The organism is Tessaracoccus aquimaris, assembly GCF_001997345.1.
Taxonomy (GTDB): Bacteria; Actinomycetota; Actinomycetes; order Propionibacteriales; family Propionibacteriaceae; genus Arachnia; species Arachnia aquimaris.
In genome coordinates this window covers 2,826,968-2,849,095 of the sequence record NZ_CP019606.1, presented here as the reverse complement: position 1 = coordinate 2,849,095, position 22,128 = coordinate 2,826,968, and the positions used below count along the sequence as shown (strand labels likewise).

At 69.9% G+C, this 22,128-nt stretch carries 22 protein-coding genes and 1 pseudogene; 11 read left to right on the top strand and 12 right to left on the bottom strand.

Translation table 11 applies throughout. The annotated features are described in order from the left end of the window. Positions 1–61 precede the first annotated feature (61 nt). Together BW730_RS13065 and BW730_RS18210 are read left to right on the top strand one after the other, a co-directional pair. Positions 62–952, top strand: coding sequence for an MFS transporter (locus tag BW730_RS13065; protein WP_145952863.1), 891 nt, complete (start codon positions 62–64; stop codon positions 950–952). Continuing rightward, positions 904–1,344: an MFS transporter gene (locus BW730_RS18210; protein ID WP_145952862.1), complete on the top strand. Its 441-nt coding sequence runs from the start codon at positions 904–906 to the stop codon at positions 1,342–1,344. Before BW730_RS13065 ends, BW730_RS18210 begins: the two co-directional genes overlap by 49 nt. 183 nt (positions 1,345–1,527) lie before the next feature. Here BW730_RS18210 and BW730_RS13060 read toward each other — a convergent pair whose 3' ends face one another. The 8 genes from BW730_RS13060 to BW730_RS13025 all read right to left on the bottom strand — a co-directional run bounded on the left by BW730_RS13060 (position 1,528) and on the right by BW730_RS13025 (position 9,148). After that, on the bottom strand, positions 1,528–2,082 hold the full coding sequence (locus tag BW730_RS13060; protein ID WP_145952861.1) for a bacterial transcriptional activator domain-containing protein: 555 nt from the start codon (positions 2,080–2,082) through the stop codon (positions 1,528–1,530). A 71-nt stretch (positions 2,083–2,153) separates the two neighbouring features. Then, a complete protein-coding gene (locus BW730_RS13055; RefSeq protein ID WP_145952860.1) occupies positions 2,154–4,256 on the bottom strand; it encodes a LysM peptidoglycan-binding domain-containing protein in 2,103 nt (700 codons plus the stop codon). 33 nt (positions 4,257–4,289) lie between these two features. Further along, positions 4,290–4,475: a hypothetical protein gene (locus tag BW730_RS13050; RefSeq protein ID WP_077686632.1), complete on the bottom strand. Its 186-nt coding sequence runs from the start codon at positions 4,473–4,475 to the stop codon at positions 4,290–4,292. An 84-nt stretch (positions 4,476–4,559) separates the two neighbouring features. After that, positions 4,560–5,444 carry a hypothetical protein gene (locus BW730_RS13045; protein WP_077686631.1) on the bottom strand — a complete coding sequence of 295 codons (885 nt, stop codon included), beginning with the start codon at positions 5,442–5,444 and terminating at the stop codon, positions 4,560–4,562. Then, on the bottom strand, positions 5,441–6,301 hold the full coding sequence (locus BW730_RS13040) for a type II secretion system F family protein (RefSeq protein WP_077686630.1): 861 nt from the start codon (positions 6,299–6,301) through the stop codon (positions 5,441–5,443). Before BW730_RS13040 ends, BW730_RS13045 begins: the two co-directional genes overlap by 4 nt. After that, a complete protein-coding gene (locus BW730_RS13035) occupies positions 6,292–7,716 on the bottom strand; it encodes a CpaF family protein (RefSeq protein ID WP_077686629.1) in 1,425 nt (474 codons plus the stop codon). Before BW730_RS13035 ends, BW730_RS13040 begins: the two co-directional genes overlap by 10 nt. Continuing rightward, on the bottom strand, positions 7,713–8,504 hold the full coding sequence (locus BW730_RS13030) for a hypothetical protein (protein ID WP_077686628.1): 792 nt from the start codon (positions 8,502–8,504) through the stop codon (positions 7,713–7,715). Before BW730_RS13030 ends, BW730_RS13035 begins: the two co-directional genes overlap by 4 nt. Next, complete coding sequence (locus BW730_RS13025) at positions 8,504–9,148, bottom strand: SAF domain-containing protein (protein ID WP_158522664.1); 645 nt, start codon at positions 9,146–9,148, stop codon at positions 8,504–8,506. The genes BW730_RS13030 and BW730_RS13025 overlap by 1 nt, the downstream gene beginning before the upstream one ends. A 257-nt stretch (positions 9,149–9,405) precedes the next feature. Here BW730_RS13025 and BW730_RS13020 point away from each other — a divergent pair, with 257 nt between their 5' ends. The 4 genes from BW730_RS13020 to BW730_RS13005 all read left to right on the top strand — a co-directional run bounded on the left by BW730_RS13020 (position 9,406) and on the right by BW730_RS13005 (position 13,470). Beyond that, complete coding sequence (locus BW730_RS13020; RefSeq protein WP_077686626.1) at positions 9,406–10,239, top strand: hypothetical protein; 834 nt, start codon at positions 9,406–9,408, stop codon at positions 10,237–10,239. 32 nt (positions 10,240–10,271) lie between these two features. Next, positions 10,272–10,736 carry a hypothetical protein gene (locus tag BW730_RS13015; RefSeq protein ID WP_077686625.1) on the top strand — a complete coding sequence of 155 codons (465 nt, stop codon included), beginning with the start codon at positions 10,272–10,274 and terminating at the stop codon, positions 10,734–10,736. Positions 10,737–10,804: 68 nt separating this feature from the next. Then, entirely contained in the window at positions 10,805–11,851 is a 1,047-nt protein-coding gene (locus BW730_RS13010) for an NAD(P)-dependent alcohol dehydrogenase (protein WP_077686624.1), read from the top strand. 299 nt (positions 11,852–12,150) lie between these two features. Next, the gene (locus tag BW730_RS13005; protein ID WP_226996804.1) at positions 12,151–13,470 is read left to right on the top strand and encodes an MFS transporter; all 1,320 of its coding nucleotides are present in this window, start codon (positions 12,151–12,153) and stop codon (positions 13,468–13,470) included. A gap of 9 nt (positions 13,471–13,479) precedes the next feature. Here the strand turns inward: BW730_RS13005 and BW730_RS13000 are convergent. Continuing rightward, positions 13,480–14,462: pseudogene (locus BW730_RS13000) on the bottom strand (ribose-phosphate diphosphokinase). Between the two features lie 167 nt (positions 14,463–14,629). On the opposite strand from BW730_RS13000, the gene BW730_RS12995 reads away from it, so the two are divergent. From BW730_RS12995 to BW730_RS12985, 3 genes are read left to right on the top strand one after another with little or no spacing between them, the layout of a single operon-like run. After that, a complete protein-coding gene (locus BW730_RS12995) occupies positions 14,630–15,979 on the top strand; it encodes a hemolysin family protein (protein ID WP_077686622.1) in 1,350 nt (449 codons plus the stop codon). Continuing rightward, positions 15,976–17,010 carry a CNNM domain-containing protein gene (locus BW730_RS12990; RefSeq protein WP_226996802.1) on the top strand — a complete coding sequence of 345 codons (1,035 nt, stop codon included), beginning with the start codon at positions 15,976–15,978 and terminating at the stop codon, positions 17,008–17,010. The genes BW730_RS12995 and BW730_RS12990 overlap by 4 nt, the downstream gene beginning before the upstream one ends. Next, positions 17,007–17,609: an SMI1/KNR4 family protein gene (locus BW730_RS12985; protein WP_077686621.1), complete on the top strand. Its 603-nt coding sequence runs from the start codon at positions 17,007–17,009 to the stop codon at positions 17,607–17,609. Before BW730_RS12990 ends, BW730_RS12985 begins: the two co-directional genes overlap by 4 nt. Here the strand turns inward: BW730_RS12985 and BW730_RS12980 are convergent. From BW730_RS12980 to BW730_RS12970, 3 genes are all read right to left on the bottom strand, one after another. Continuing rightward, on the bottom strand, positions 17,574–18,491 hold the full coding sequence (locus BW730_RS12980; protein WP_158522663.1) for a COX15/CtaA family protein: 918 nt from the start codon (positions 18,489–18,491) through the stop codon (positions 17,574–17,576). The genes BW730_RS12985 and BW730_RS12980 overlap by 36 nt on opposite strands. A gap of 74 nt (positions 18,492–18,565) precedes the next feature. Next, positions 18,566–19,084: an O-acetyl-ADP-ribose deacetylase gene (locus BW730_RS12975; RefSeq protein WP_077686619.1), complete on the bottom strand. Its 519-nt coding sequence runs from the start codon at positions 19,082–19,084 to the stop codon at positions 18,566–18,568. Positions 19,085–19,109: 25 nt separating this feature from the next. Then, entirely contained in the window at positions 19,110–19,754 is a 645-nt protein-coding gene (locus BW730_RS12970; protein WP_158522662.1) for a MerR family transcriptional regulator, read from the bottom strand. 170 nt (positions 19,755–19,924) lie between these two features. Here BW730_RS12970 and BW730_RS12965 point away from each other — a divergent pair, with 170 nt between their 5' ends. Both BW730_RS12965 and BW730_RS12960 read left to right on the top strand, forming a co-directional pair. After that, positions 19,925–20,425 carry a GNAT family N-acetyltransferase gene (locus tag BW730_RS12965; RefSeq protein ID WP_077686617.1) on the top strand — a complete coding sequence of 167 codons (501 nt, stop codon included), beginning with the start codon at positions 19,925–19,927 and terminating at the stop codon, positions 20,423–20,425. Beyond that, on the top strand, positions 20,422–22,128 hold the full coding sequence (locus BW730_RS12960; protein WP_077686616.1) for a long-chain-fatty-acid--CoA ligase: 1,707 nt from the start codon (positions 20,422–20,424) through the stop codon (positions 22,126–22,128). The genes BW730_RS12965 and BW730_RS12960 overlap by 4 nt, the downstream gene beginning before the upstream one ends.

The following is a 22,128-nucleotide window of genomic DNA, read 5'->3' as shown; positions in this document are numbered from 1 at the left end:
GCCCAGGATTAATTGCGCAAATCTACTTGCGCAAGAAGATTTGCGGATTTAGTCTGAGCGCATGAGTCAGAATCCAAGGCAGAGCGTGTGGCGCGGTGGCTATCCGCTGTGGCTGGTCAGCGACACGGCGTTCGAGCTCACCAGCGCGCTCGTGGGCTTCGTCATTCCACTGCTTGCGCTGATGGTCACCGACGACCCGGCCCTCGCCGGCATCATCGGTGGTGTCGGGCTGGCCGTCAGGGTCGTCGCGTCGTTGGTCGGCGGCGTGCTGGCCGACCGCCACAGCCGGGTGCTGCTGATGGTGCTTGGGGCGCTGGTCGGGCTGCTCCTGGCGGCCGTGTTCACGGCGCTGACGGTGGGGCAGTGGCTGACGTTCTCGACCCTGCTCGCGCTCAACGTCGGTTTCGCGGTGCGCAACGGCCTCTTCGGGGCCCCGAACCAGGCGGCGCTGAAGGACGTCGTGCCCGACTCGGCCCTCGGCAGGGCACAGGCCGCCAACCAGGGCCGCGACGCGGTCATCGGCCTCGGTGGGGCGCCGCTCGGAGGGCTGCTGCTCGGCATCGGCGCGCCGGTCGTGGGTGTGGCCATGATCCTCTGCCAGGCGGTGGCCGCGGCGTCCGCGTCGGTGCTGAGCCGAAGGGTTGCCCCGTTCGTCGCCCCGGAGCGCGCGCCCGATTCTCGCTTCCTGCGCGAACTCTCGGACGGGTTCCGATGGGTGTTCTCGCGCCCGGACCTGAAGGGATCACTCGTCGTCAGCACGCTCGTCAACCTCGGCTTCAACGCCTCGATCATCACGATCATCTACTCGCTGCAGCAGGCGGGGTCCTCGCCCGCGACGATCGGGCTTGTCTCGGGCGGCCTCGGCGTCGGCATGCTGCTGGGGCGGCGCTCGCGCCGATCCTGGTGCCGCGGGTCCGGGCAGGCTGGCTCGGCATCGGCGGGCTTGTACTGATCACCGTCGCGACAGCGCTGCTGCCGCTGATCGAGGGGCCTTGGGGAGTCGCCGTCGTGATGGCGGTCGGGATCATGGGCGGCCCAGCGCTGAACGCCGCGCTGCTCGGCTACTTCATGGTTGCGACGCCTTCCCACCTGATCGGGCGCGCGACCTCGGCCCTTTCCGTCTTCGCGATGGGGGCGATGCCGCTGGCGCCGCTGTTCGCCGGCTTCGGGCTGAACCTGGTGGGGCGGGGATGGACGCTACTCGGGTCTGCGGTCATCACGCTGGCGGCTGCCGTGTTGGCGATCCTTACCCCGAGCCTCCGCAGCATCCCGGCCGAGGCGGGCTGGGTCGCACACGCCAAGGCGCACGAGCGGGCCGCGACGCGCGCCATGGCCGACACATAGGCCAGCGCCGACGGAACTCATGGCCTTCCCAGCTCCAACGGCGGTTCGGTGAAGGGGCGAGGCGTCGCCCGCCGGCGCATGCGCGCGCCCCGCCCGCCTGTGCCCGATGACCGAGCGTCCGGCGGTGGCGGTCATCGGCGCCAAGCCTCGCGGCAGATGCCGGTCGACCGGCGAGGAACGTCGTCATTCGGCCTCGGCGCTGGGTCTAGGAGCCGACAGGTGGATGGCCAACTGGACGCGGCGCGCGAGGTTCTGCGGCAGGTCTCTGTTGGTCGCCCGGACGGTGCGGTTCAAAGCGACGACTGCGCGTTCCAGATCGGAGCGCCGGCCTGCGATTGCGAGGGCGTGGATTTCCCGAACGCTCAGTTCGTCGTCCTCCGGCGCCGCGAGGCGGCCACGGGCCACGGCCCAGAGCGCCAGGTCGGGGTCCCGCTGATCGATCGCCCGGTCGGCAAGCACGCTCGCCGCATCGACGATCATCGCGACCATGTCGGCGCGCATCGTCTCGGCCCAGTGCCACTGGAATGCCAGTGGGCCGAGCGGCTCGCCGCGCACCAGTCGCAGGGCTTGGCGGATGGCCGCGGTCGACGCGAGGTTTACGCCACCCGCGAGGAGGGCCTCGAACCGCTCCCAGTCGGACGTGACCCTCGGATCGAGTCGGATCCGGCCTGAGTAGGCATCCGGCAGGTAGGCGTCGCCGTCGGGAGCGCTGCCGAGCCAGGACCGCAGCCTGCTCATGTTCGACCGCCGGGTCGTCTCGGCAACGAGGAGGGACGACACCATCTCGGACGCGGTCGCCCCCGCGTGGGTCAGCAGCCAGGCGCAGTACTCCATGCATTGGGAGAGCGCCCGGTTGGGCGTGGCCCCGGCGGGGTCACGGAGCGCAACCTCGCCCAGCAACAGCAGGGTGGGGTGGTCGTTGTCTTCGGGCGGGTCGGGCATGGGTTGCTCCTGAGCGTGGGCCGCGAAGCGGGGGAGCGGGAGGACGTTGGGGGGCAGGTCGTCGGTGTCCTGCCACCAGGGGCCGGCTCGGTGGACGGCGATCCGGTCGCGAGGAACAGGTCGATGAGCGCCCGGCGGGCCGGGGCGGCGATCAGTTGCGGGGTGAAGGCGCGGCCGGCGAAGGTGCCGGACTCCGCGCCGATGTCGAGGTGGGCCGCATCGATGTGCGGGGCCGCCTCGGTGAGGGCCAGCACGCCGACGCCCACCCGCCCGAGAGCGAGTGCGTCCGCGACCCGGTCCAGGTCCGCAGCGCTGAGCGGCGCCTCGAAGACGAAGACGGTCGGCGCCCACTGCGGGGCAAGGTCGGCATTTGATCGGACCGCCTCCAAGGATTGCTCGCGGAGCGCAACTCGGCGAGCGGAGCACAGCCTGGTGAGCCGGACCAGAGCGGCTTCCTTGTCGGGCTCTTCCTCGATGCGTGGCTCGTCGACCGCCTCTGGCCAGTCGCCTCCGACGCACACCACATCGACGGGCTGACTCCAGGGGGCCGAACTCAGGCTGGTCAGCGCCGCGGCCAAACTGCCGGCCGATTCGGCGCCGGTGAGGACCGTCGCGCCGTTCTGCTCAAGGTCGAGCCACACCTCGGCACCCTCGGCATCCCAGCCGAAGAGCACGTCGGTGGGCGCTCGGCCGTCCTCGGCGGGTGTCGGCGCTACCTCGCGGGAGAGGGCCGCCCACAGGCGCGAGACCTGTGGCGTCACCGGGGAGAGCCTGCGGCCAACCGGGCGGGCATGGAGTTGGGCGCGACGCCGGGCCGCGAGGCCCCCGAGGACCCCAACGGCGAGCAGCGACCCGAGCGCGCCCAGTGCGACCGCGGGGTCGACGCCGCGCTGGGTGGTCTCGACCGGCTCGGCTCCGCGCTGGGTGGTCTCGGCGGTCTGGACGGGTTCGGTTCCGCGCTGGGTGGTCACGATGGGTTCGGCTGCGGGCTCGGTGGTCACGACCGGCTCGGCCCCGAGTTCCGATGGGCGCTCCGCGTCGCGTGGCGGGACCGGTGGAGGCGTCGGCAGCCCGGGACGGACCGCGGCACTCCCGACGACCCCAGCGGCGTCGGCCTCGCCGCGCGCCCCTGCCGAAGACGGCCGCGGCGGCGCCTGGGCCGGCTCGGACACGGACGGGAGCGTCAAGGCCCAACCGATGTCGATCTCGTCCGGGTCGGCGATCTGATCCCGATTGAGGTCGAAGATCTCCCGCCACCTCTCGCCGTCCCCGAGGACGCGCTCGGCGATTGACCAGAGGGAGTCTCCGCGCTGCACGACCACGACCATGGCGCCTGCGTCGGTGGGCGTGGCGACGGCAGACGGCAGGCGAAGGCTCTGCCCTGGGCGAACCTTGAGGGAGTCGTCGATGTCGGGGTTGAGGGCGACGATCTCCCTCCACCTCTCGCCCGAGCCGAGTTGCTCCTCCGCGACGGTCCACAACTCGTCGCCCGGGCGGACCTGGTAGGGCCGGGAGGCTTGCTGCGCTGCCGGCGTCCCGGCATCTCCATCTGTGGCATCGGACCGGACCGTTGCCGTTGCCGTTGCCGTGGCCGTCGGTGCAGGTGTGGGCTGACCGGGCTCCGGCGGCGAGGCCTGAGCGACGGTGGGCACCGCGAGCGCCGCCGCCACCAGCGCCCCCATCGCGGGACGGAGCCAAGCGGTGCCGGGCAGCGCGAGGCGGATCCGGTGGCGTGAGGCGACCGCAAGCACCTCGAACGCGATCGTCAGCGTCAGGACCAACCAGGCGACCCAGCCAACGACGCTGAGCAGCCCGAGGATCAGCCGCGGGTCGGCAGGGCGCGACAGGACGACGGCCCAGTCGACGGCCAACAGAGCCCCGGGCGAGCCCCACTGGAGGAGGAGCACCGGAGCCCCGACGACGACGGCGAGCAGCAGCGCGGCCGCCCCGGCCGCCCTCGCCCACCTCACGGCACGCCCCTGCCGCACGCCTGCCCGCTCATGTCACTTGGGCAGGTTCTTCGTCACGTAGGCGGTGATGGCCGTGATGATGATGATGGCGATCGCGGCCGCCCCGGCGAGCAGGATCGCGTTCTCGGTGCTCTGCGACAGCCCCCGCTCATCGCGCTCGGGTGGGGCGCCGCGGGTGAGGTGGACGATGAGGCCGATGGCCTGGTGGATGGTCGACATGGTTCCTCCTACGAGTTCTTCTTGGCGGACGGTCCGTCCGGTTTTCAGTTGTCCACAGGTGAGGCGTTGGCTGCTGTCCACAGGTCACCGCCCGCTTCCCAGCAGCGTCAGGAGTGCTGGTGCGAGCAGGGCGACCCCGAGAAGGAGGGCGGGGATGGTCATCCAGAGCGACAGCGACTCGCTCGCCGCCTGCGCGTCGGCCTTTTGCCGGTTCAGGTGGGCATCGCGCAACTCCCTGACGCGCGCCTGAAGCACCTCCGCGAGGCCGGCGCCCTGCTCCTCCAGTTGCATCACGTCGGCGAAGTCGGCCAACTCAGGGACGCGCCATTCGGCCGCGATCGCGCGCAGCTCGTCCCAGGGCGGCACCTGCTCCATGCGTGCCCGCTCCAAGCCTGCTGAGATCCGGCGGAACAGCGGTGCCTCCGAGACGGCCGCGGCATGTGCGGCCGCCTGTGGCGCGGACGCGTTCGCCAGGCGCTCCAGCACCACCAGGTCGAAGAACGTGTGGATTCCGTCGATGGCGGACTTCCGATGACTCTCTGCCCCGCGCCGCAGACGCACATCCGCGACGAAGTAGCCGACGGCACCGCACACCAGGGCGACCCACAGCGGCGTCAGCGTCGGCGGCTGGCCCGCCACCAATTGCACGACCGCCCACAGCAGCGGCAGGAGCAGACCAGCGAGCGTCCAGACCAGCTTCTCCGTGAAGAAGTCGCCGACGCTTCGGCCCTGAAGCTTCAGGAGCCGCTGCTGAGCCTCGGTCAAGGGGAGCCGCAGGGTGCGTTGCAGCCCTTGGCTGAGGCGCTCGATGCCTCTGTCCTCCTGCTCGTGGTCGACCTGCAGCGGTGGCCTGCGCTCCAGGACGGCCAGCGCGTCGCCGAGTCGCAGCGGCGCGGCGACCGAGCCCCGCACAACCAGGAACAGGCCGAGCCCCACCAGCATCCCCAGAGCGATCATTGGGCCGATCATGACGGGCTCCGAAGGAATCTTGGCGTCGACGGCGGGACGGTGCGCCGCCGCAGCATCGCGAGGCAGCCGAGGTAGACGGCCACCAAGGTCGCGGCCAACAGTTGCCCGATCGGCGTGCCGTACGGGGCGAAGAAGGTCGGGTTGAGCACGAGGGCCGCGATCAGGACCACGAGCGTGATGACAGTGACCTGACGCACCACTGCGCGCGGCTTGGCGCGCTCGGCCGCGATCTCGCGGAGTGCCCGGAGGCGGTGTTGGATGGTGTCGGAGAGCGCCTCAAGCGTCGCCCGGGCGCCTGCGCCGCCGTGGGTACCGGCGATCGCGAGGGCCGCGACCACCGCGTCTCCGTCCGCGGAGTCCATCTCGTCGCCCATCGCCCACAACGCGTCACGAAGCGACCAACGCTGGTCGAGGCGCGCGCACAGCTTGGCCACCGGCGCCTGCAACACGTCTGGCACCTGCCGTCGGGTCGCGAAGATCGCATCGCGGATCGACTTGCCCGACGAGAGCGAGGCACCGAGCAGCCTGACCCACCGGTCGAGCCCGGCGAGCGTCTCGACCTCGCGGTGGGTCGGCGCGCTCAACAGCCACGGGACAACCAGGAAGACGACGGGGATCAGGATTGCGGCCAACAGCCAGCCCGAGGCGACCGCCACGAGGACACCCGCCAGCAGCGCGCCGAGCACCCAGGCGCGCCGACCCCTCGACAGGGTTTCCCACCGTCGGTGAAGCCTTGTCCACAGGGTTGTGGATGGTTGTGTGGATAAGTCGGGGACGGCGCGGATCATCCCCGCGACGAGCAGGATCGCGCCGAGGCCGACGCTGCAGCCGGAGAGGATCGCGATGCTCAGCCCCATTGCGCCGCCCTCTCGAACTGGGCGAGCTCCGCCGCCATCTCCGCCTCAGGCTGATACAGCTCGGGCCGCGTCTCGGTGGCCGCGCGGAAGACGAGATGCGTCGTGGGTCGCCCGGCCTCCATGGAGCCGGTGAGTTGACGCACCTCGGAGACGAACCGGCGGCGCAACCCGCCGCGCCAGGCATCATCCTGGAGCGTCACGTGGACGACGAAGTCCATGTGGTGCGCGATCTGGCGCATGGCGTCGTCGAGGCTCATCACCCGGCCCTGCGCGACGCGGGCCGCCAGTCGGTCGATCGTCGAGGACGCCGAGTGTGAATGCGTCGTCGACAACGTTCCGGCCCCGGACTGCATAGCTTCGAACATCGCGCCGGCCTCTGCGCCGCGCACCTCGCCGACGACCAGGCGGGTCAGGTTCTGCCGAAGCGCCTCGGGGATCAGGTCGGCCACCGTGTACGACCCGACGCTGTGGCCGCCGGACATCTCGCCCATCCCGATCCGGGACTGCAGCGCCAGCACGTTTCGACGGTTCGCGAGCAGGTGTGTGAGGAGTTCGTAGTCCGTCTCGAGGGTGCCGAACCGCTCGTTCGGGTGGATCGCGGAGATCAGCGCCCGCAGCAGCGTGGTCTTGCCTGCGCCCTGATCGCCGGAGATCACGATCGACTTGCGGGCGAGCACCGCCGACTGCAGCATCCGGGCGAGCCGCTGCGGCAACATGTCGTCCTCGGCAAGGTCGGCGAGCGTCACGTCGGTCAGGAGGTGCTGACGGATGACAACGCTCGGCCGGAACGTGAGGCCGAAGCCCATCGCGTGCAGTCGGAACCGGTCGCCGAGCGCGAGAGTCATGGTCGGGTGGAGGTCGTCGAACGGGCGGGGCGGGTCGGCCGTCTCGCCCAGGAAGCGGATGGCCTCGACCAGTTCCTCGTCGGAGTCGGCGACCGGCGGGTGCGACACCCTCCGTCCGTCCGGGTACTGCACGCTGACCGAGTCGTAGCCGTTGATCTCGATGTTCTCGGCGGTCGGGATCTCGAAGAGCGGCTGCATCCTCCCGTATCCGAAGATGGCGCTCTCGACCGCGTCGGCGTAGCGCTCCTCCATCTCCAGCGGCCACAGCGCCTCTCCGCTCTCCCCGAGGCTCTGGGCGCGCGCATGTACGACCGACCTGATGATCGCGCGACCCTGGGCGCGCCGGTCCCCCTCGGGCATCGGCGACCCTCTCGAGGCCAGCCACGACGAGCCAGCCCCCGCGATCCGCTCGGCGGCCTCACGGCGCATCGGAAGGATCACCTGCCAGTCGATGTCGACCACCGCCAGGCGCTCGGGAGCCGATCGCTGGGGCGAGAGCACGTCTGGGTCGCGCACGATCCCCAGTTGGCCGAATGCGCCTGCCAGCGACGGCAGGCCCCCGACGCTCATCTCGCGGCCTCCGCGCTCACCATCGACATCCGCTGCACGCGCTCGAAGAGGGCGGCCGACTCTCGGCGCAACCGCCCCATGAACCGGCCCGAGCTGAACCGCTTCGGCTCGTCGCCCCCGTCGCTGAGCACCTCGGCCGCCTGCGGATCCCACGCCGGCTCCAGCCAGGAAGGCAGCCCGAACTGGGCCGCGATGTCGGCCGAGGAGTACGGCCTGCCAGGCCCGACGATGGCAAGCGCCGCGGGGCGGGGGACCGTCAGCGCTCCCAACTGATCCTCCAGGGTCAGGAGGTGGATCCGCGCCGCCGCCAACGACCGCAACGACGATCGGACGCACAGGAGGACGGCGTCGGAGGCGGCAAGGAGCGCCGGCGGCAGGCCGTGCACGGAGACCCGCCCGGCATCGACGATCACGTCCACGCCTTGAGCGTCGAGCATGCCGAACGCGTCGGCCAGCGCGGCCCACACGTGTTCGAAGAGCCGCGACGAGCCGGCCGACGTGAACCCGGGCAGCAGGCGGCGTTGGACGGAGCCGCCTTGGATGAGCGGGAGGGTCTGGCGCCACAACTCCGGGGCCAGCGCGACCCCCTCGCGGTGCAGCCGGGCGACCGCCATCAGCCCGCGCCCGCCGTGGTCCATCCCGCGCAGGTAACCGGCCTGCACCGCCTGGGCGGCGTCCCGGTCGCAGTCGGCGAGCAGCACGTGCCGCGGCCAGGTGAGTGCCATCCCGAGCGCGGTGGTCGTCACGCCGGGGGAGCCGGCGCAGGAGGCGAGCAGGACGACGGCCATCACTGACCCACCACGACGACGGCGACCAGATCCCCCGCAGCGAGGCGCGCGACGGCGTCCGCCTCTGCATCGGCGACCGTCACCTCCAGCGCGAAGGTCATGCCGTCCTCCAGCGCGAGGGGAAGGCTCGCCGTCACCGCGTCCACCGAGGACTGATCGCCCTCGGAGAGCCCGACGACCCGGACGGCGGTGCCGACGTCGATGTCGGCGGAGGGCAGTTTCCCGAGCGGCAACCGGAGCCCGACGACCGTGCGGCCCGACGGCAGGGGAGCGGCCCCCACGTGACTGCCGAGCGGGAACGAGCCGGAGGGCAGGTCCGTCAGAGCCTCCTGCCCGAGCAGTGAATCGAACCGGTCGGCGGGCAGCGCCGTGATCCCGGCGGAGCCTGGCAGGTCGACCAACCTCAGGTCGCCCGGCTCGATCTGCTCGCCGCGCCGGACGTCCGCGGCCATCACGATCACCTGACGCTCGTCGGTGTTCATCGAGTAGAGGGCCGCCGCGCCGAGGCCGCCGAGGACCACCAGGAGGACGCCGAGAGCGATCAGCCGGGGGCTGCGACGGGCGCGCAACTGCACGACGTCGGGGCGTGGTGTCGACGGCGGCGTCAGATCTGGCTTCGTCGGTCGCTGCTGCGGGCTGTGCATCGCACGCCTCCTCCCCCCGGGAGCCTCATTCAAGCCCGAAGTGGCCTCTGACGTGGGGTTTTTGACCAAGTCCCGCTCTTTTTGTGGATAACTTCGCGCGTGATCCGTGCGGCCTGTGGACAAATCGGCCCCCGGTGCAACGCGATATCCGCCGCGACGCTGAGCAGCGGTTATGCACATAACCGACCCCCGAGTTTGACTTCCTGAGATTCCTGAGAGAATCTTGGGGAGGAATTTTCCGGTAAGAGGAGTGCTTCGTGCGCAAATGGATCGCAGCAGCGGCCACAGGGCTGGCCGCAGCCGTCGTATCCGTCGTCGCCACCACCGCGACCGCGCTTCCCCTCGCGCCGACCCCGGTCGCGCCGGTCACCGGCATCCCCAACCCCTGCGCCCCGACGTTCCCGTTCCCTGAGGACGCGTCGATCTCGGAGCTCAAGGACGGCATCACCACCAACTTCGGCTTCAAGCTGACCGGTTCCCAGTGGACCGAGGAGCGCCGCCCGTCGATCAAGATCCTGTGGGAGACGCTCGACGCGATGGAGTGCACCTCCTACCGCAAGGACCTGCAGGCGAAGGTGGACGGCAACGTCGGCCTCAACGCCGCCAACATCAGCGGCTACGCCTGGGGCGACTGGAGCCTCACCAAGGGCAACTACGTCACCTACGACTTCTCGAAGTTCCAGAAGGCGCTCGACTCCGGTGACGAGGGTCGCCTGACGCGCCTCGTCGCGCACGAACTGGGTCACGTCCTCAACTCGGACCGCTACAGCGAGCCCGAGTACTGGCAGACGTTCAAGAAGCTGTTCGCCAAGGAGGGCAAGTTCTCCTCCTACGCCGGCGGCAGCGTCACCGAGACCTTCGCCGACGTGATCGGCTACTACGTCGGCCGTTGCGCGCTCGACAACCCGTACGACACGGGCAAGTACGACGCCTACTACGAGTACGCGAAGACCTATGTCTTTGACGGCAAGGAGTTCGGCCCCGCCCCCGGCGAGAAGCCCAACTGCACCACGCCGTCCGCCGACGCGGAGGCCCCGATGCCGGGCGCCGAGCCGACCGCCGACTGGCTGGAAGGCCTCAGCGGCGAGTAGGCCTGGACCGCCGCTCAGGCATCCTTGACGCCATGACAAAGCGTCCCGTCTTCTGGGTGCTGATCGGCCTGGCCGTGGCGATCCTGCTCGGCCTCGTCATCACCCTCGCCTTCGTCGTCGGCCGGTCCTTCGGCGACGACGCCGGCTGCGACCACTGGCTGGGCCCCACCGACTGCCCTGTCGACGCGGAGACCATCGAGGAACTCACCCGCATGGACCTGCCCGAGGGCACCACGCTCGAGTCGTCGAGTTACTCGTCGTTCCAGGACTGGAGTCTCGACGCGACCTTCACCGTCCCGGCAGACGGCGTCGCCGCCTGGGAGGCGTCGCTGTACGGCTACGGCGAGCCGGGCGCCGAGTGCTTCGACCTGCCGGTCCTCTCCGAAGATCAGGTCTGCGCAGCGACGCCGGACGCCGCCTACAAGCATGCCCGCTACGCCCGCGCAGACCAGCCCGACGGGTCCGTCAAGGTCGCAGTGGAGGCATACGGCGACTGACGCGGCGGTAGGCTAGCGGCGAGCCCGAGCGACGGGCCGACCCCACTTGAGTTTTCCTTGGAGGAAACATGCCCGAGGTAGCCGCATACGCCATCGATTCGCCGACCGGCGCCTACCACCCGACCACCATCACGCGCCGCGAGCCCGGCCCGACGGAGGTCTACTTCGACATCCACTACGCAGGCATCTGCCACTCAGACATCCACACCGCTCGCGGTGAGTGGGGCCCGATCTCTTACCCGTTCGTCGGCGGACACGAGATCGCGGGCATCGTCAGCGCCGTCGGATCCGACGTCACCAAGTTCGCGATCGGCGACCGGGTCGGCGTCGGCTGTTTCGTCGATTCCTGCGGCGAGTGCGAGATGTGCAAGCAGGGCGAGGAGCAGTTCTGCACCGGCCGCCCCGGCACCGTGTGGACCTACAACGGCGTCGGCCGCGACGGCCTCCCCACCCAGGGCGGCTACTCCAAGGGCATCACGGTCGAACAGGACTACCTGATCCGGGTTCCCGACTCCGTCAGCCTCGAGCACGCCGCCCCGCTGATGTGCGCTGGCATCACCACCTACAACCCGCTCAAGCGATGGGGCGCCGGCCCAGGCAAGCGTGTCGGCATCGTCGGCATGGGTGGCCTCGGCCACATGGGCGTGCAGTTCGCCGCCGCGCTCGGCGCGGAGACCATCGTGCTCGGCCGCTCGCTCTCCAAGCGTGACGACGGCCTCAAGCTCGGTGCGACCGACTACGTCTCCACGCAGGACCCTTCCGCGATGCGAGCCCTGCGCGGCAGCTTCGACCTGATCCTGTCGACGATCTCCGACGGCATCGACCTCGACGAGATGCTGAAGTTGCTGAAGGCCCATGGGGTGCTCGTCAACGTCGGGCTGCCCGAGGACTCCTCGACGTTCGACATCGGCGTCCTCACCGGGCAGGCGCGCGTGCTCGCCGGCTCGAACATCGGCGGCATCGCCGAGACCCAGGCGATGCTGGACTTCTGCGCAGAGCACGACCTGCGCCCGATCGTCGAGATCATCTCCGCAGACAAGATCAACGAGGCCTACGACAACGTGGTCGCATCCAAGGTGCGCTACCGCTACGTCATCGACGCATCGACGATCTGAGGTCATCTGCCCTAGTCAGGCCGGGTCGCGGGAGGGTAGCACAGCCCTTCCGCGACCGACCGGGCACCCCCGGGCTGATCGTCAGAGCGGGGTGAGACGATGAGTAACAGCAGGTACAGCGTCCACTGTCCTGCGGCCGGCCGGGTCGGCCCGACAGCTCCCGGCACTCGGGCCGACCCTACGGGGCCTGCCGCGGCCGGACGCTTGCCTGTCGCTCAACGTCGAGCGCCCCTTGGGGCACTATCCGCATGTTTGCGCCTGTCAGGGCCAGCGCCGTTAGGGTGGCCAGGGAGGCGAGCGTGAGCGACAACCGATACGGCCGTGCTGCCTGGGTGGTTTGGGGCGTAGGCCTCTTCGCCTACGCGGTGGTCGTCATGCACCGCACCTCGCTCGGCGTCGCCGGGCTCGAGGCGGCCCAGCATTTCGGCACCACGCCCGGCGTCATCTCCACCTTCGTCGTCCTCCAACTGGCCACCTACGCGCTCGCCCAGGTACCGGTGGGGCTGCTGCTCGACCGGTTCGGATCGCGGGCGCTGCTGACCGCGGGGGTGCTACTGGCGGGCGTAGGGCAGGTGCTGCTCGCCTTCGCAGACGACCTTCCGCTGGCCTACGCGGCGCGCCTGCTGCTCGGCGTCGGCGACGCGTGCATCTTCAACTCCGTGCTGCGCCTGCTGCCGCGGTGGTTCGACGCGAAACGGGTGCCGATCCTCAGCCAGGTCACCGGCATGTGTTCGGCCATCGGGCAGATCGCGGCCGTGGCGGTCGTGCTTCCGCTGATCCAGCACCTCGGCTGGACCAACGGCCTGCTGATTGCCGCCTCAACGTGCCTGCTCGCGGCCCTGGCCACCGTCACCTTCGTGCGTAACGCCCCACGGGGCGAGGCCACCGCCGTCGTCGCCGACCCGCTGCGCGAGATCCCCAGCAACGTGCTCGGCGTCACCAAGCACCCCGCGACCCAACTGGGCTTCTGGATCCACTTCACCTCCGGCTTCTCCATGAACGCCTTCCTGTTCATGTGGGGCATGCCGTACCTGATCGTCGGGCAGGGGCTGACGCAACTGGCGGCGTCAGGCCTGTTCACGCTGCTGTCGGTCGCCTCGATGGTCGCGGGGCCGATCATCGGCGCCCTCACGGCCAGGCACCCGCTGCGGCGCAGCAACCTTGCGCTGATCGTCATCGGCGCGCTGATCCTCTCCTGGGCCGCGGTGCTGCTCTGGCCGGGGAAGGCGCCCGCGCCGCTGCTGTTCCTGCTCATCGTGGTGATCGCCGCCAACGGTCCAAGCACCGGAATCGGCTTCGACTTCCCGCGCACCAACCTGCCCGTGACCCGCCTCGGCGCCGCGAACGGCGTCGTCATCGCGGGCGGCTTCACCGGTGGCACCATCCTGATCCTGCTGATGGGCATCTTCCTGGACTGGGTCTCGGGAGGCGCCGACTACAGCGCGCAGGACCTGCGCCTTGCATGGGCGCTGCAGGCCCCGTTCTTCGTCGTCGGGCTCGCGGGCATCCTGATCAGCAGGCGCAGGCTGCGCGCGCTGATGGCCGAGGAAGGTGTGATCGTGCCGAGTTGGCGAGAGGTGGTCGAGCGGATCCGCCGCAACCGCGGTGCCGGACGCTGACGTCTGGGCTCAGAAGAGACCTTCCGGGGGCTCCGGCGGCGGCGCGTATGCGGGGTCGACGCCGTTGAACAGTTTGCTGACCGAGCGACCCGTGTGGATCCGGGCGATCGCGTCGGCGAACAGTTCCGCGATGCTCAGTTGCGTCAGGCCGGGGAACTCGGCAGGAGCGGGGACGGTGTTGGTCGAGACGACCTCGAAGATCCGGTCCGACGACGTCAGCTTGCCGACCGCGTTACCGGTGAACAGCCCGTGCGTGCACGCCACGGACACCTCGCCGCAGCCGAAGTCGTCGAGCCGGTTCACGATCTCCATGATCGAGCCGCCCGTTGCGATCTCGTCGTCGAGGACGATCGCGTTCTTGCCCGCCACGTCGCCGACGATGGAGTCGATCACGACCCGGTCGTCCGCGAGACGCTGCTTCGAGCCTGCCGCCACCGGCAGGTTCAGGAGGCGGGCGAGCAGCGTCGCCTGCTTCGCGTTGCCGAGGTCGGGGGAGACGACGACGTAGTTGCTGAGATCCCTGCCGCGGTAATGATCGGCGATCACGCCAAGCGCCGTCAGGTGATCGACCGGAACCGAGAAGAAGCCGTGCACCTGCGGCGCGTGCAGCGCCATCGTCAGGACGCGGTCGACGCCGGCGGTTGTCAGCAGGTCGGCGACCAACCGGCCCCCGAGCGAGATCCGCGAGGCGTCCTTCTTGTCGGAGCGCGCGTAGGCGTAGTGCGGCATGACGGCGGTGATCTGCTGCGCCGAGGCGCCGCGGGCGGCGTCGACCATCAGCAGAAGCTCCATCAGGTGCTCCTGCGTGGGGGGCACGAGGGCTGGACGATGTAGACATCGCGTTGGCGGCAGTTGGCGAGCAACTGCGCCTGGAGGCAGTCGTTGCTGAACCTGGAGATGTTGACGCCGGATCGTTCGATGCCGAGGTTGCTGCAGATCTCGTCGGCGAGAGCAGGGTGCGCCGAGCCGGAGAAAACGACGATGCCCTTCACAAGGTGTGGCCTTTCCCTGGAGTTGGCCCTCAGCCTAGCGACCCAGCCGATTCGCCAGGAACGAACCTCGCCAATCGGTCGAGGCTTGCTCCGACTGCAATACTGGTGCGCATGCCAACCACTGACTCGGAGAGTCATAAACGCATCCCGCCCCATGAGGCCGCCCGGTGAGCCCGATAGTTTCGCTCCTGGTCGGAGTGGTGGTCGTCCTGGCCATCACGGCCGCAACCGCCTACTTCGTCGCGCAGGAATTCGCCTACGTCGCCGTTGACCGCTCAAGACTCGCCAGCCGCGCAGCGGACGGCGACCGGCGCGCCGACGCGACCCTCACGATCACCCGCCGCACGTCCTTCATGCTGTCCGGCGCCCAACTCGGCATCACCGTCACGGGTCTTCTCGTCGGCTACGTCGCGGAACCCCTGATCGGGCAGGCCCTCGGATCGATGATCTCCGGTGGAGCCCTGACGGCGGTGTCTGTCGCGATCGGTGGCTTCGTCGCGCTCGCCTTCTCGACGCTCGTCCAGATGCTGTTCGGGGAACTGTTCCCCAAGAACTACGCCATCGCCCGCTCCGCGCAGGTCGCAGACGCGCTGTCGCCGTCCACGAAGCTCTACCTGAAGATCTTCGGACCGCTGATCTGGGTCTTTGACAAGGCCGCAGAACTGCTGCTGCGGGCGCTGCGCATCGAACCGGTGCACGACGTCGAATCGGCCGTCACGGCCACCGACCTGGAGCGCGTGGTCGCCGACTCGCGCTCCGCCGGCACCCTGCCCGACGAGATCGGGCTGATCATCGACCGGATCATCGACTTCCCGCGCCGCGACGTCGAGCACGCCATGGTGCCGCGGGTCCGCGTCGGGACCGTCCGCGAGCACCAGAGCATCGCGGAGGTCCGCGCCGAGATGGCAACCGGGCACACCAGGTACCCGATCATCGCGGAGAACAACGACGTCGTCGGCATCGTCCAACTCGTCGACGTGCTCGACCAGCCCGCCGATTCCTACGCCCCGGTCGCCAGCATCGCACGGGAGGCCCTGTTCCTGCCGACGTTCATGTCGCTGCCCGACGCCCAGGTCGCGCTGCGCGACGCGGACCAGGAGATGGCGTGCGTGCTCGACGAGTTCGGCGGCTTCGCAGGCATCGTCACCGTCGAGGACCTGATCGAGGAGATCGTCGGCGACCTCGTCGACGAACACGACCTCGACCCCAACCCCGGCGACGACATCCACGTGGTCGGCGGGGACATGCCCGTCGACGACGTGGAACGGCTCATCGGGCACCGACTCCCCGACGGCGACTACGAGACGCTCGCCGGCCTGCTCATCCACGAGGTAGGCGACCTGCCCGCTGTCGGCTCAGTCATCGTGCTCCGCCTCGAGCCGAGCCTCGGTGAGCGGACCCTGCACGAGGACGTCTCCGCCCTGATCGTCACGTTCGAGGTTCAGGAGATCGAGCGCCACGTGCCGTCGCGGGTCCGCATCGAGGTCGCCCCCGAGGCTGGGGAGGAACGGTCATGATCCCCCTTGCCATGAACGGCTGGACCGTCACGATCTGGACGGTCGTCATCATCGCGCTGAGCGCGTTCTTCGTCGCCGCAGAGTTCGCCCTGATGGCGGCCAAGCAGCACCGCCTCGAGCGGCGCGCCTCCACGGCGGCGGGCAGGGCGGCGCTGAAGAACTCCGCCGAACTGACCCTCGTGCTCGCCGGCGCCCAACTCGGCATCACCATCTGCACCCTCGCGCTCGGCGCCATCACCAAGCCCGCGGTGCACCACGCGCTGATGCCGCTGCTGGAGAGCGGCATGCCGACGGCGGTCGCCGACGTGGTGGCGTTCGTGCTCGCCCTGATCATCGTCACGTTCCTGCACCTGGTGATCGGCGAGATGGCGCCCAAGTCGTGGGCCATCGCGCACCCGGAGGACTCCTCGGTGCTGCTCGCGCTCCCGCTGCGCGGCTACATGTGGCTCACCCGTCCGGTCCTCAAGGCCATGAACGCCGCGGCGAACTGGCTGGTCCGACGTGCGGGCGCCGAGCCCGTCAACGAGTTGGACCACGGCCAGGACGCGGCAGGGTTGCGCGCCCTCGTCGAGCACTCCGCAAACGTCGGGGCCCTCGACTCGCGCTACACCGGATCGCTTGAGCAGGTGCTGACGCTGCGCGACACGAAGGTCCGCGAGGTGCTGCCCGAGCACCAGGTGCTCTCCGAGGTGCCCGTCGACGCGACCATCGCCGACGTGCAGGAGGTGACGCGCTACAGCCGCCACCTGCGGGTCCTCGTCAGGGACGGCGCCCGCACCGTCGGCGTCGTCCATGTCCGCGACACGCTGAATGCGGCCGACCTGTCCGCCCCGGCGCTCACGCTCGCGCGGACCCCCGTCGTGGTGTCGGCCGACATGGGGCTAGGCACCGCGGTATCGATGATCCGGCAGGAGCGCACCCAGTTGGCGATCGTCGTCGACGAGGACCGCGAGGTCGGGGTGCTGACGTTCGAGGACGTGCTGCCTAGCCTGATGCCGTCGGCCATGCTGAGGGCCGAGGAGGCCGCGTGACCGGTGCCGACGAGGCCGAGGGGGTCGCGCGGATCCGCGACGTGTTTCCCCGGTTCCGTCGGCTGGTCGAGGACCTGCTCCCCGACAACGCGCCCTTCCTGCCCGGGGCGGGCCGCGACGAGTTGACGCTGCTCGAGTGGGAGTTGGGCTTCCCCGTCCCGCCGGAGTTGCGGGCCATGCTCGAACTCGCCAACGGGCAGGATCGGCGGGTCGCGCCCGACGGACCGATCCAGTGGGCGCGACTGTTGAGCGTCGACGGGATCGCGACCACCTACCGGTTCCTCTCCGAGGCCGTCTCCGACATGGCGGTGCCCGCGGCCCAGCCGAGCCACTACCGCCACGAGGTGATCTCGCCGGGGTGGGTGCCGTTCGCGGAACTGGCCGACTGCTTCTGGTGCCTCGACATGTCGCCAGGCAGCCTCGGCGTCGCGGGCCAGGTGTTCTACCTGCCCAACGTGCCCGACCTCTCGCCACCTGAGGCGGTCAGTCTGTCCGCCTTCCTCGCCCGGTTCTGTGACGGGGTCGAGGACGGGTCATTCGAGGTCTCAGACGGGACCTTCCTGCTACCGCTTGGCGACCGTTCGACACAGCCCGAGTAGCCAGGCGAGCGACCACACGATCGTGACGGCGGCGGCCGCGTAGGCCACCGCGACCGGGAGATGGATGCCATTGTTCTGCGTCGACGCGAGTCCTCCCGCGGAGATCACGACGCCGAGCACCACCTCGACTGCGGTCGCGAGGGCCACCAGAAGCGCGGCCAGTCGGAGTCGACGGTGCCGCAGCGCCAGCGTCACGATCCAGACGATCAACGCGAGCGCGGCCGCGGCAAGCACGATCCGCACCACCTGTAGCGCCGGGAACCGGTCAATGGCGGGCAGCGCCCAGAGCGGCCAACTGAGGCAGCGCGTGAACGACCCCGTTCCCGCGCTCGTGGTGCCCGCGACCACGCTGCCGAGCAGGTGCATCACGATGAGCGTCGCGAGCGTGGTGCGGATCAGCCGGGCGATCCTCGGCTGCCTCGCCTGAGTCCGGTCGCGGCGCAGCGCTGCGTCGGTGACGGCGATCAGGACCATCGCGATGAGCGCGAACAGCAGGTCGAGCAGGCCGAGCGCCAGCGGCAGGTGGAAGAGGATGATCATCATCCCGAAGACGGCAGATCCGACGCCGCACAGCAGCGCCGCCCACGGGAAGACGCGCACCCGCACGTCTGGGGAGCGGCGGCCCATCCGCCCCGAGAAGCCGAGCAGGACCAGCGCGGAGAAGCTGATGAAGCGGTGCACGAACTCGATGGCGGGATTCTCCAGGAGCCCGGGTCGCAGGTCGGGGGCGACCTTGTCGGCGTAGCAGACCGGCCAGGCGGGGCACGTCGAACTGGAGTCGGTGGCGCAGACGACCGCGCCGAGCAGGACCGTGACGAAGATCAGGGCGTTGGCCCATCGCGTCACGGCGCGGTGAGCCGGCGTCGGTTCGGCGACCAGCATGGGCGCAGACCTCCTCCGGGGGATGACTGCGTTCATCCAATCAGCAGGCTGCCCGGCGCTCGCGTCGGGGTCTGCTAGCTGGCGGTGCCGCCCCGGTCGGCGGCGAGCCGACCGGCGATGGCTCGGTGGGTCGCCTCGTCGAAGGCGACGAGGACGGCCTCGCTCACCCGGGTAGGGGTCTGGCGCAGCGTCTCGACGGCGGCGTCGATGGCGTCGTCCTTCGGCCAGCCGTAGATGCCCGCGCTGATCAGCGGGAAGGCCACGCGCTCGGCGCCCAGGTCGTCGGCGACCTGAAGGCTGCGTCGATAGCACGACGTGAGCAGAGAGCGGTCCCGCTCGCCCCCGGCATGGTTCGGGCCGACCGTGTGGATCACCCAGCGGGCGGGCAGGTCGCCTGCGGTCGTCCAACCGGCATCGCCCGTGGCGAGCCCGTCGGGGAAACGTCGGATGCACTCGGCAAGGATCTGTGGGCCGCCCACCCTGTGGATGGCGCCGTCGACCCCGCCCCCGCCACGCATGGCCCGATTGGCGGCGTTGACCACCGCGTCGACCCGTTGCCGGGTGATGTCGCCGAGCAGAACCGAGATCTCCATGGACCCCATTCTCGGCGACTGGTCGTCAGGAAGCGGGCGTCGGCCCGGGCTGCTGCTGCGCCCCGCCGAAGACCTCGTGCGAGACGGCCTTCTGCGCGAGGCGACGCAGCGTCAGGATCAGCGGATCCATCAGCACGGTGCCGAGCACGACGCGGCGCAGCGCGTCGGTGGGGGACGCGGCCGAGCCGGTCATCTCGATGTCGACCTCCGCGATCGAGCGGACTGCCCGGATGTAGCGCTCCAACACGTCGGTCGGCAGGTCCAGCCCGGCCGACCTCGCGTGCTCCATCGCGGCGGTGACGGCGCCAGCGAGTTCGAGATAGTCGGGCCCCTTGTCCCAGCCGACCTCCGCGAGCACGTCGAGCACCTCATCTGAGGGCTCCACTGGCTGCGACGGGTACGGAAGGCTGCGATGCGCGACCCCGAGGAACTCCCAAGGGGAGGTCGGGGGCGTCTCGAGCGCCTCGAGGACGCGTCGGGTGCCCGCGATGCCGACGCCGCCCGACTCGAGCAGCGCCCGGATCAACCGGACCCTGTCGACGTGGCGCTGGTCGTAGGTGGCGCGGGTACGGCTCGTGGCGTGTCCGGGCATCAGGAGGCCCTCGCGCAGGTAGTACTTGAGAGTCGCAACGGGGACGTCGGTGGCCGCAGCGAGACCAGAGATCCACATGGTTGAATCCGTTTGGGTGAACATTAGGTGGGCAGGATATCGACTTCACCCCTTGGGGTGCAATTTTTCAAGGGGGTTTACTAACGAAAGGCTACAAGGTTTTGCGGTCAACGTCGACCCGGCAATGACGGACGGTGAGCCGCGCCCTGCACCCCTGGTAGACATATCGGGTGAGCGATCTCCTCATCCGCCCAGCCCGGCCCGGCGATCACCCGGTGGCGGCCGCCGTCTGTGCGACCCTGGGTCGCCCGGCCTGGCCGGAAAGGGCGTTCGAGGAGCGCGTCGACAGGCTCGCGTTGGTCGCCACGCACGAGGGTCGGGTGGTCGGGTTCGCCAAGACCCACCGCCACCTCGAGGCGGACGGCGTCGCGCCCGCAGGGCACTACCTCGGCGGCGTCGTCGTTGCGGACCAGTGGCGGCGCCGGGGCATCGGTCTCCTGTTGACGCGGGACCGTCTCGACTGGATCGCCCACCGCGCGTCGGAGGCGTTCTACTTCACCAACGAACACAACGCCGCCTCGATCGCGCTGCACGACCGGTTCGGCTTCCGGTTCGTCACGGCACTCCCGACGATCCGTGGCGTCAGCGCCGACGACGGCCATGCCCTCATCCGGCTCTACCGCTCGGCCCTCGCGGCGCCCGGGAGGCGACCTGAGATGATGGCCCCATGAGTACATCGTCCCTACCCGCACCCTGGACCAAGCACTATCAGCCCGGGGTCCCCGCCGAGATCGAACTGCCCACCGAATCACTTGTCGGGCTCTACGAAAGATCTGTGGCGGAGGGAGGCGACGCGGTCGCGCTTGAGTTCTTCGGCAAGGAGACGACCTACACCTCCCTCGGCGATCAGATCTCCCGCGCGGCGGAAGGGCTGCGTGGGCTCGGCGTCAAGGCGGGCGACCGGGTCGCGCTGATCCTGCCCAACTGCCCCCAGCATGTCGTCGCGTTCTACGCGGTGCTGCGCCTTGGCGCGATCGTGGTCGAGCACAACCCGCTCTACACGGCCCGCGAACTGCGCCACCTCTTCGAGGACCACGGCGCGCGCGTCGTCATCGCGTGGGACGTGGCCGTCGCCAAGCTGCGCGAACAGCCCGCCGACATCACCCTCGACGCCATCGTGGCGGTCAACCTGCTGCAGGCGTTCCCCACCGTCAAGCGCCTGGCGCTCAGCCTCCCCGTCAAGAAGCTTCGCCAGACCCGCGACAGGCTCACCCAGCCCGCGCGCGACACCATCAGTTGGGAGAAGCTGCTCAGCAGCCCGCCGATCGACCCTGGCCACCCGCGCCCGACGGTCGACGACGTCGCGGTCGTCCAGTACACCTCCGGCACCACCGGCCAGCCGAAGGGCGCGATCCTCACGCACTCCAACCTGTTCTCCAACGCCCGCCAGGGCGAGGCGTGGATGCACGGCGCGCAGTATCGCAGGGAGACGTTCTACGCGATCCTGCCGATGTTCCACGCGTTCGGCATGACGCTCTTCCTGACCTACGGCATCCTCAAGCAGGCCCGCCTGGTGCTCTTCCCGCAGTTCGACGTCGACATGGTGCTCGACGCGGCCAAGAAGCACCCGCCGACGGTGTACTGCGCCGTGCCTCCGATCTACGAGGCGACGGCGAAGCGCGCAAAGGAACGCGGCATCTCGCTTCGCACGGCCAAGTACTGCATCTCCGGCGCGATGTCGCTGCCCAACTCCACCGTCGAACTGTGGGAGTCGGTCTCCGGCGGGCTGCTCGTCGAGGGGTACGGCATGACCGAGGCATCGCCGGTGTGCCTCGGCAACCCGTTCGCGGCGTCGCGCCGGACGGGCACCATCGGCGTCCCGTTCCCCAGCACCTGGATGAAGGTCGTCGACCCGGAGGACCCGACCCGCGAGGTCGCGCAGGGCGAGCGCGGCGAACTCCTCATCCACGGCCCGCAGGTGTTCCATGGCTACTGGCACAACGAGGTGGAGACAGAGAAGACCCTGCTGCCAGGGCGCTGGCTGCGCACCGGCGACATCGTCACGGTCGACGAGGACGGCTTCACCTCGATCGTCGACCGGGTCAAGGAACTGATCATCACCGGCGGCTTCAACGTCGCGCCCTCCGAGGTCGAGGCCGTCCTGCTCACGCACCCAGGGGTGCGCGACGTCGCTGTGGTCGGACTTCCCAACGAGGAGGTCGGGGGCGAGCGCGTCATCGCCGCCATCACCCCGGAGCCCGGCACGACTCTGACCCACGCCGACCTGCGCGCCTGGTGCAAGGAGCGGCTGACCGGATACAAGGTGCCGCGCGACTTCTACCTCATCGACGAACTGCCCAAGTCGATGCTCGGGAAGGTGCTGCGCAAGCAGGTCCGCGACGACCTCGCCGCCCTGTCGCCCCTGCCTCACTAG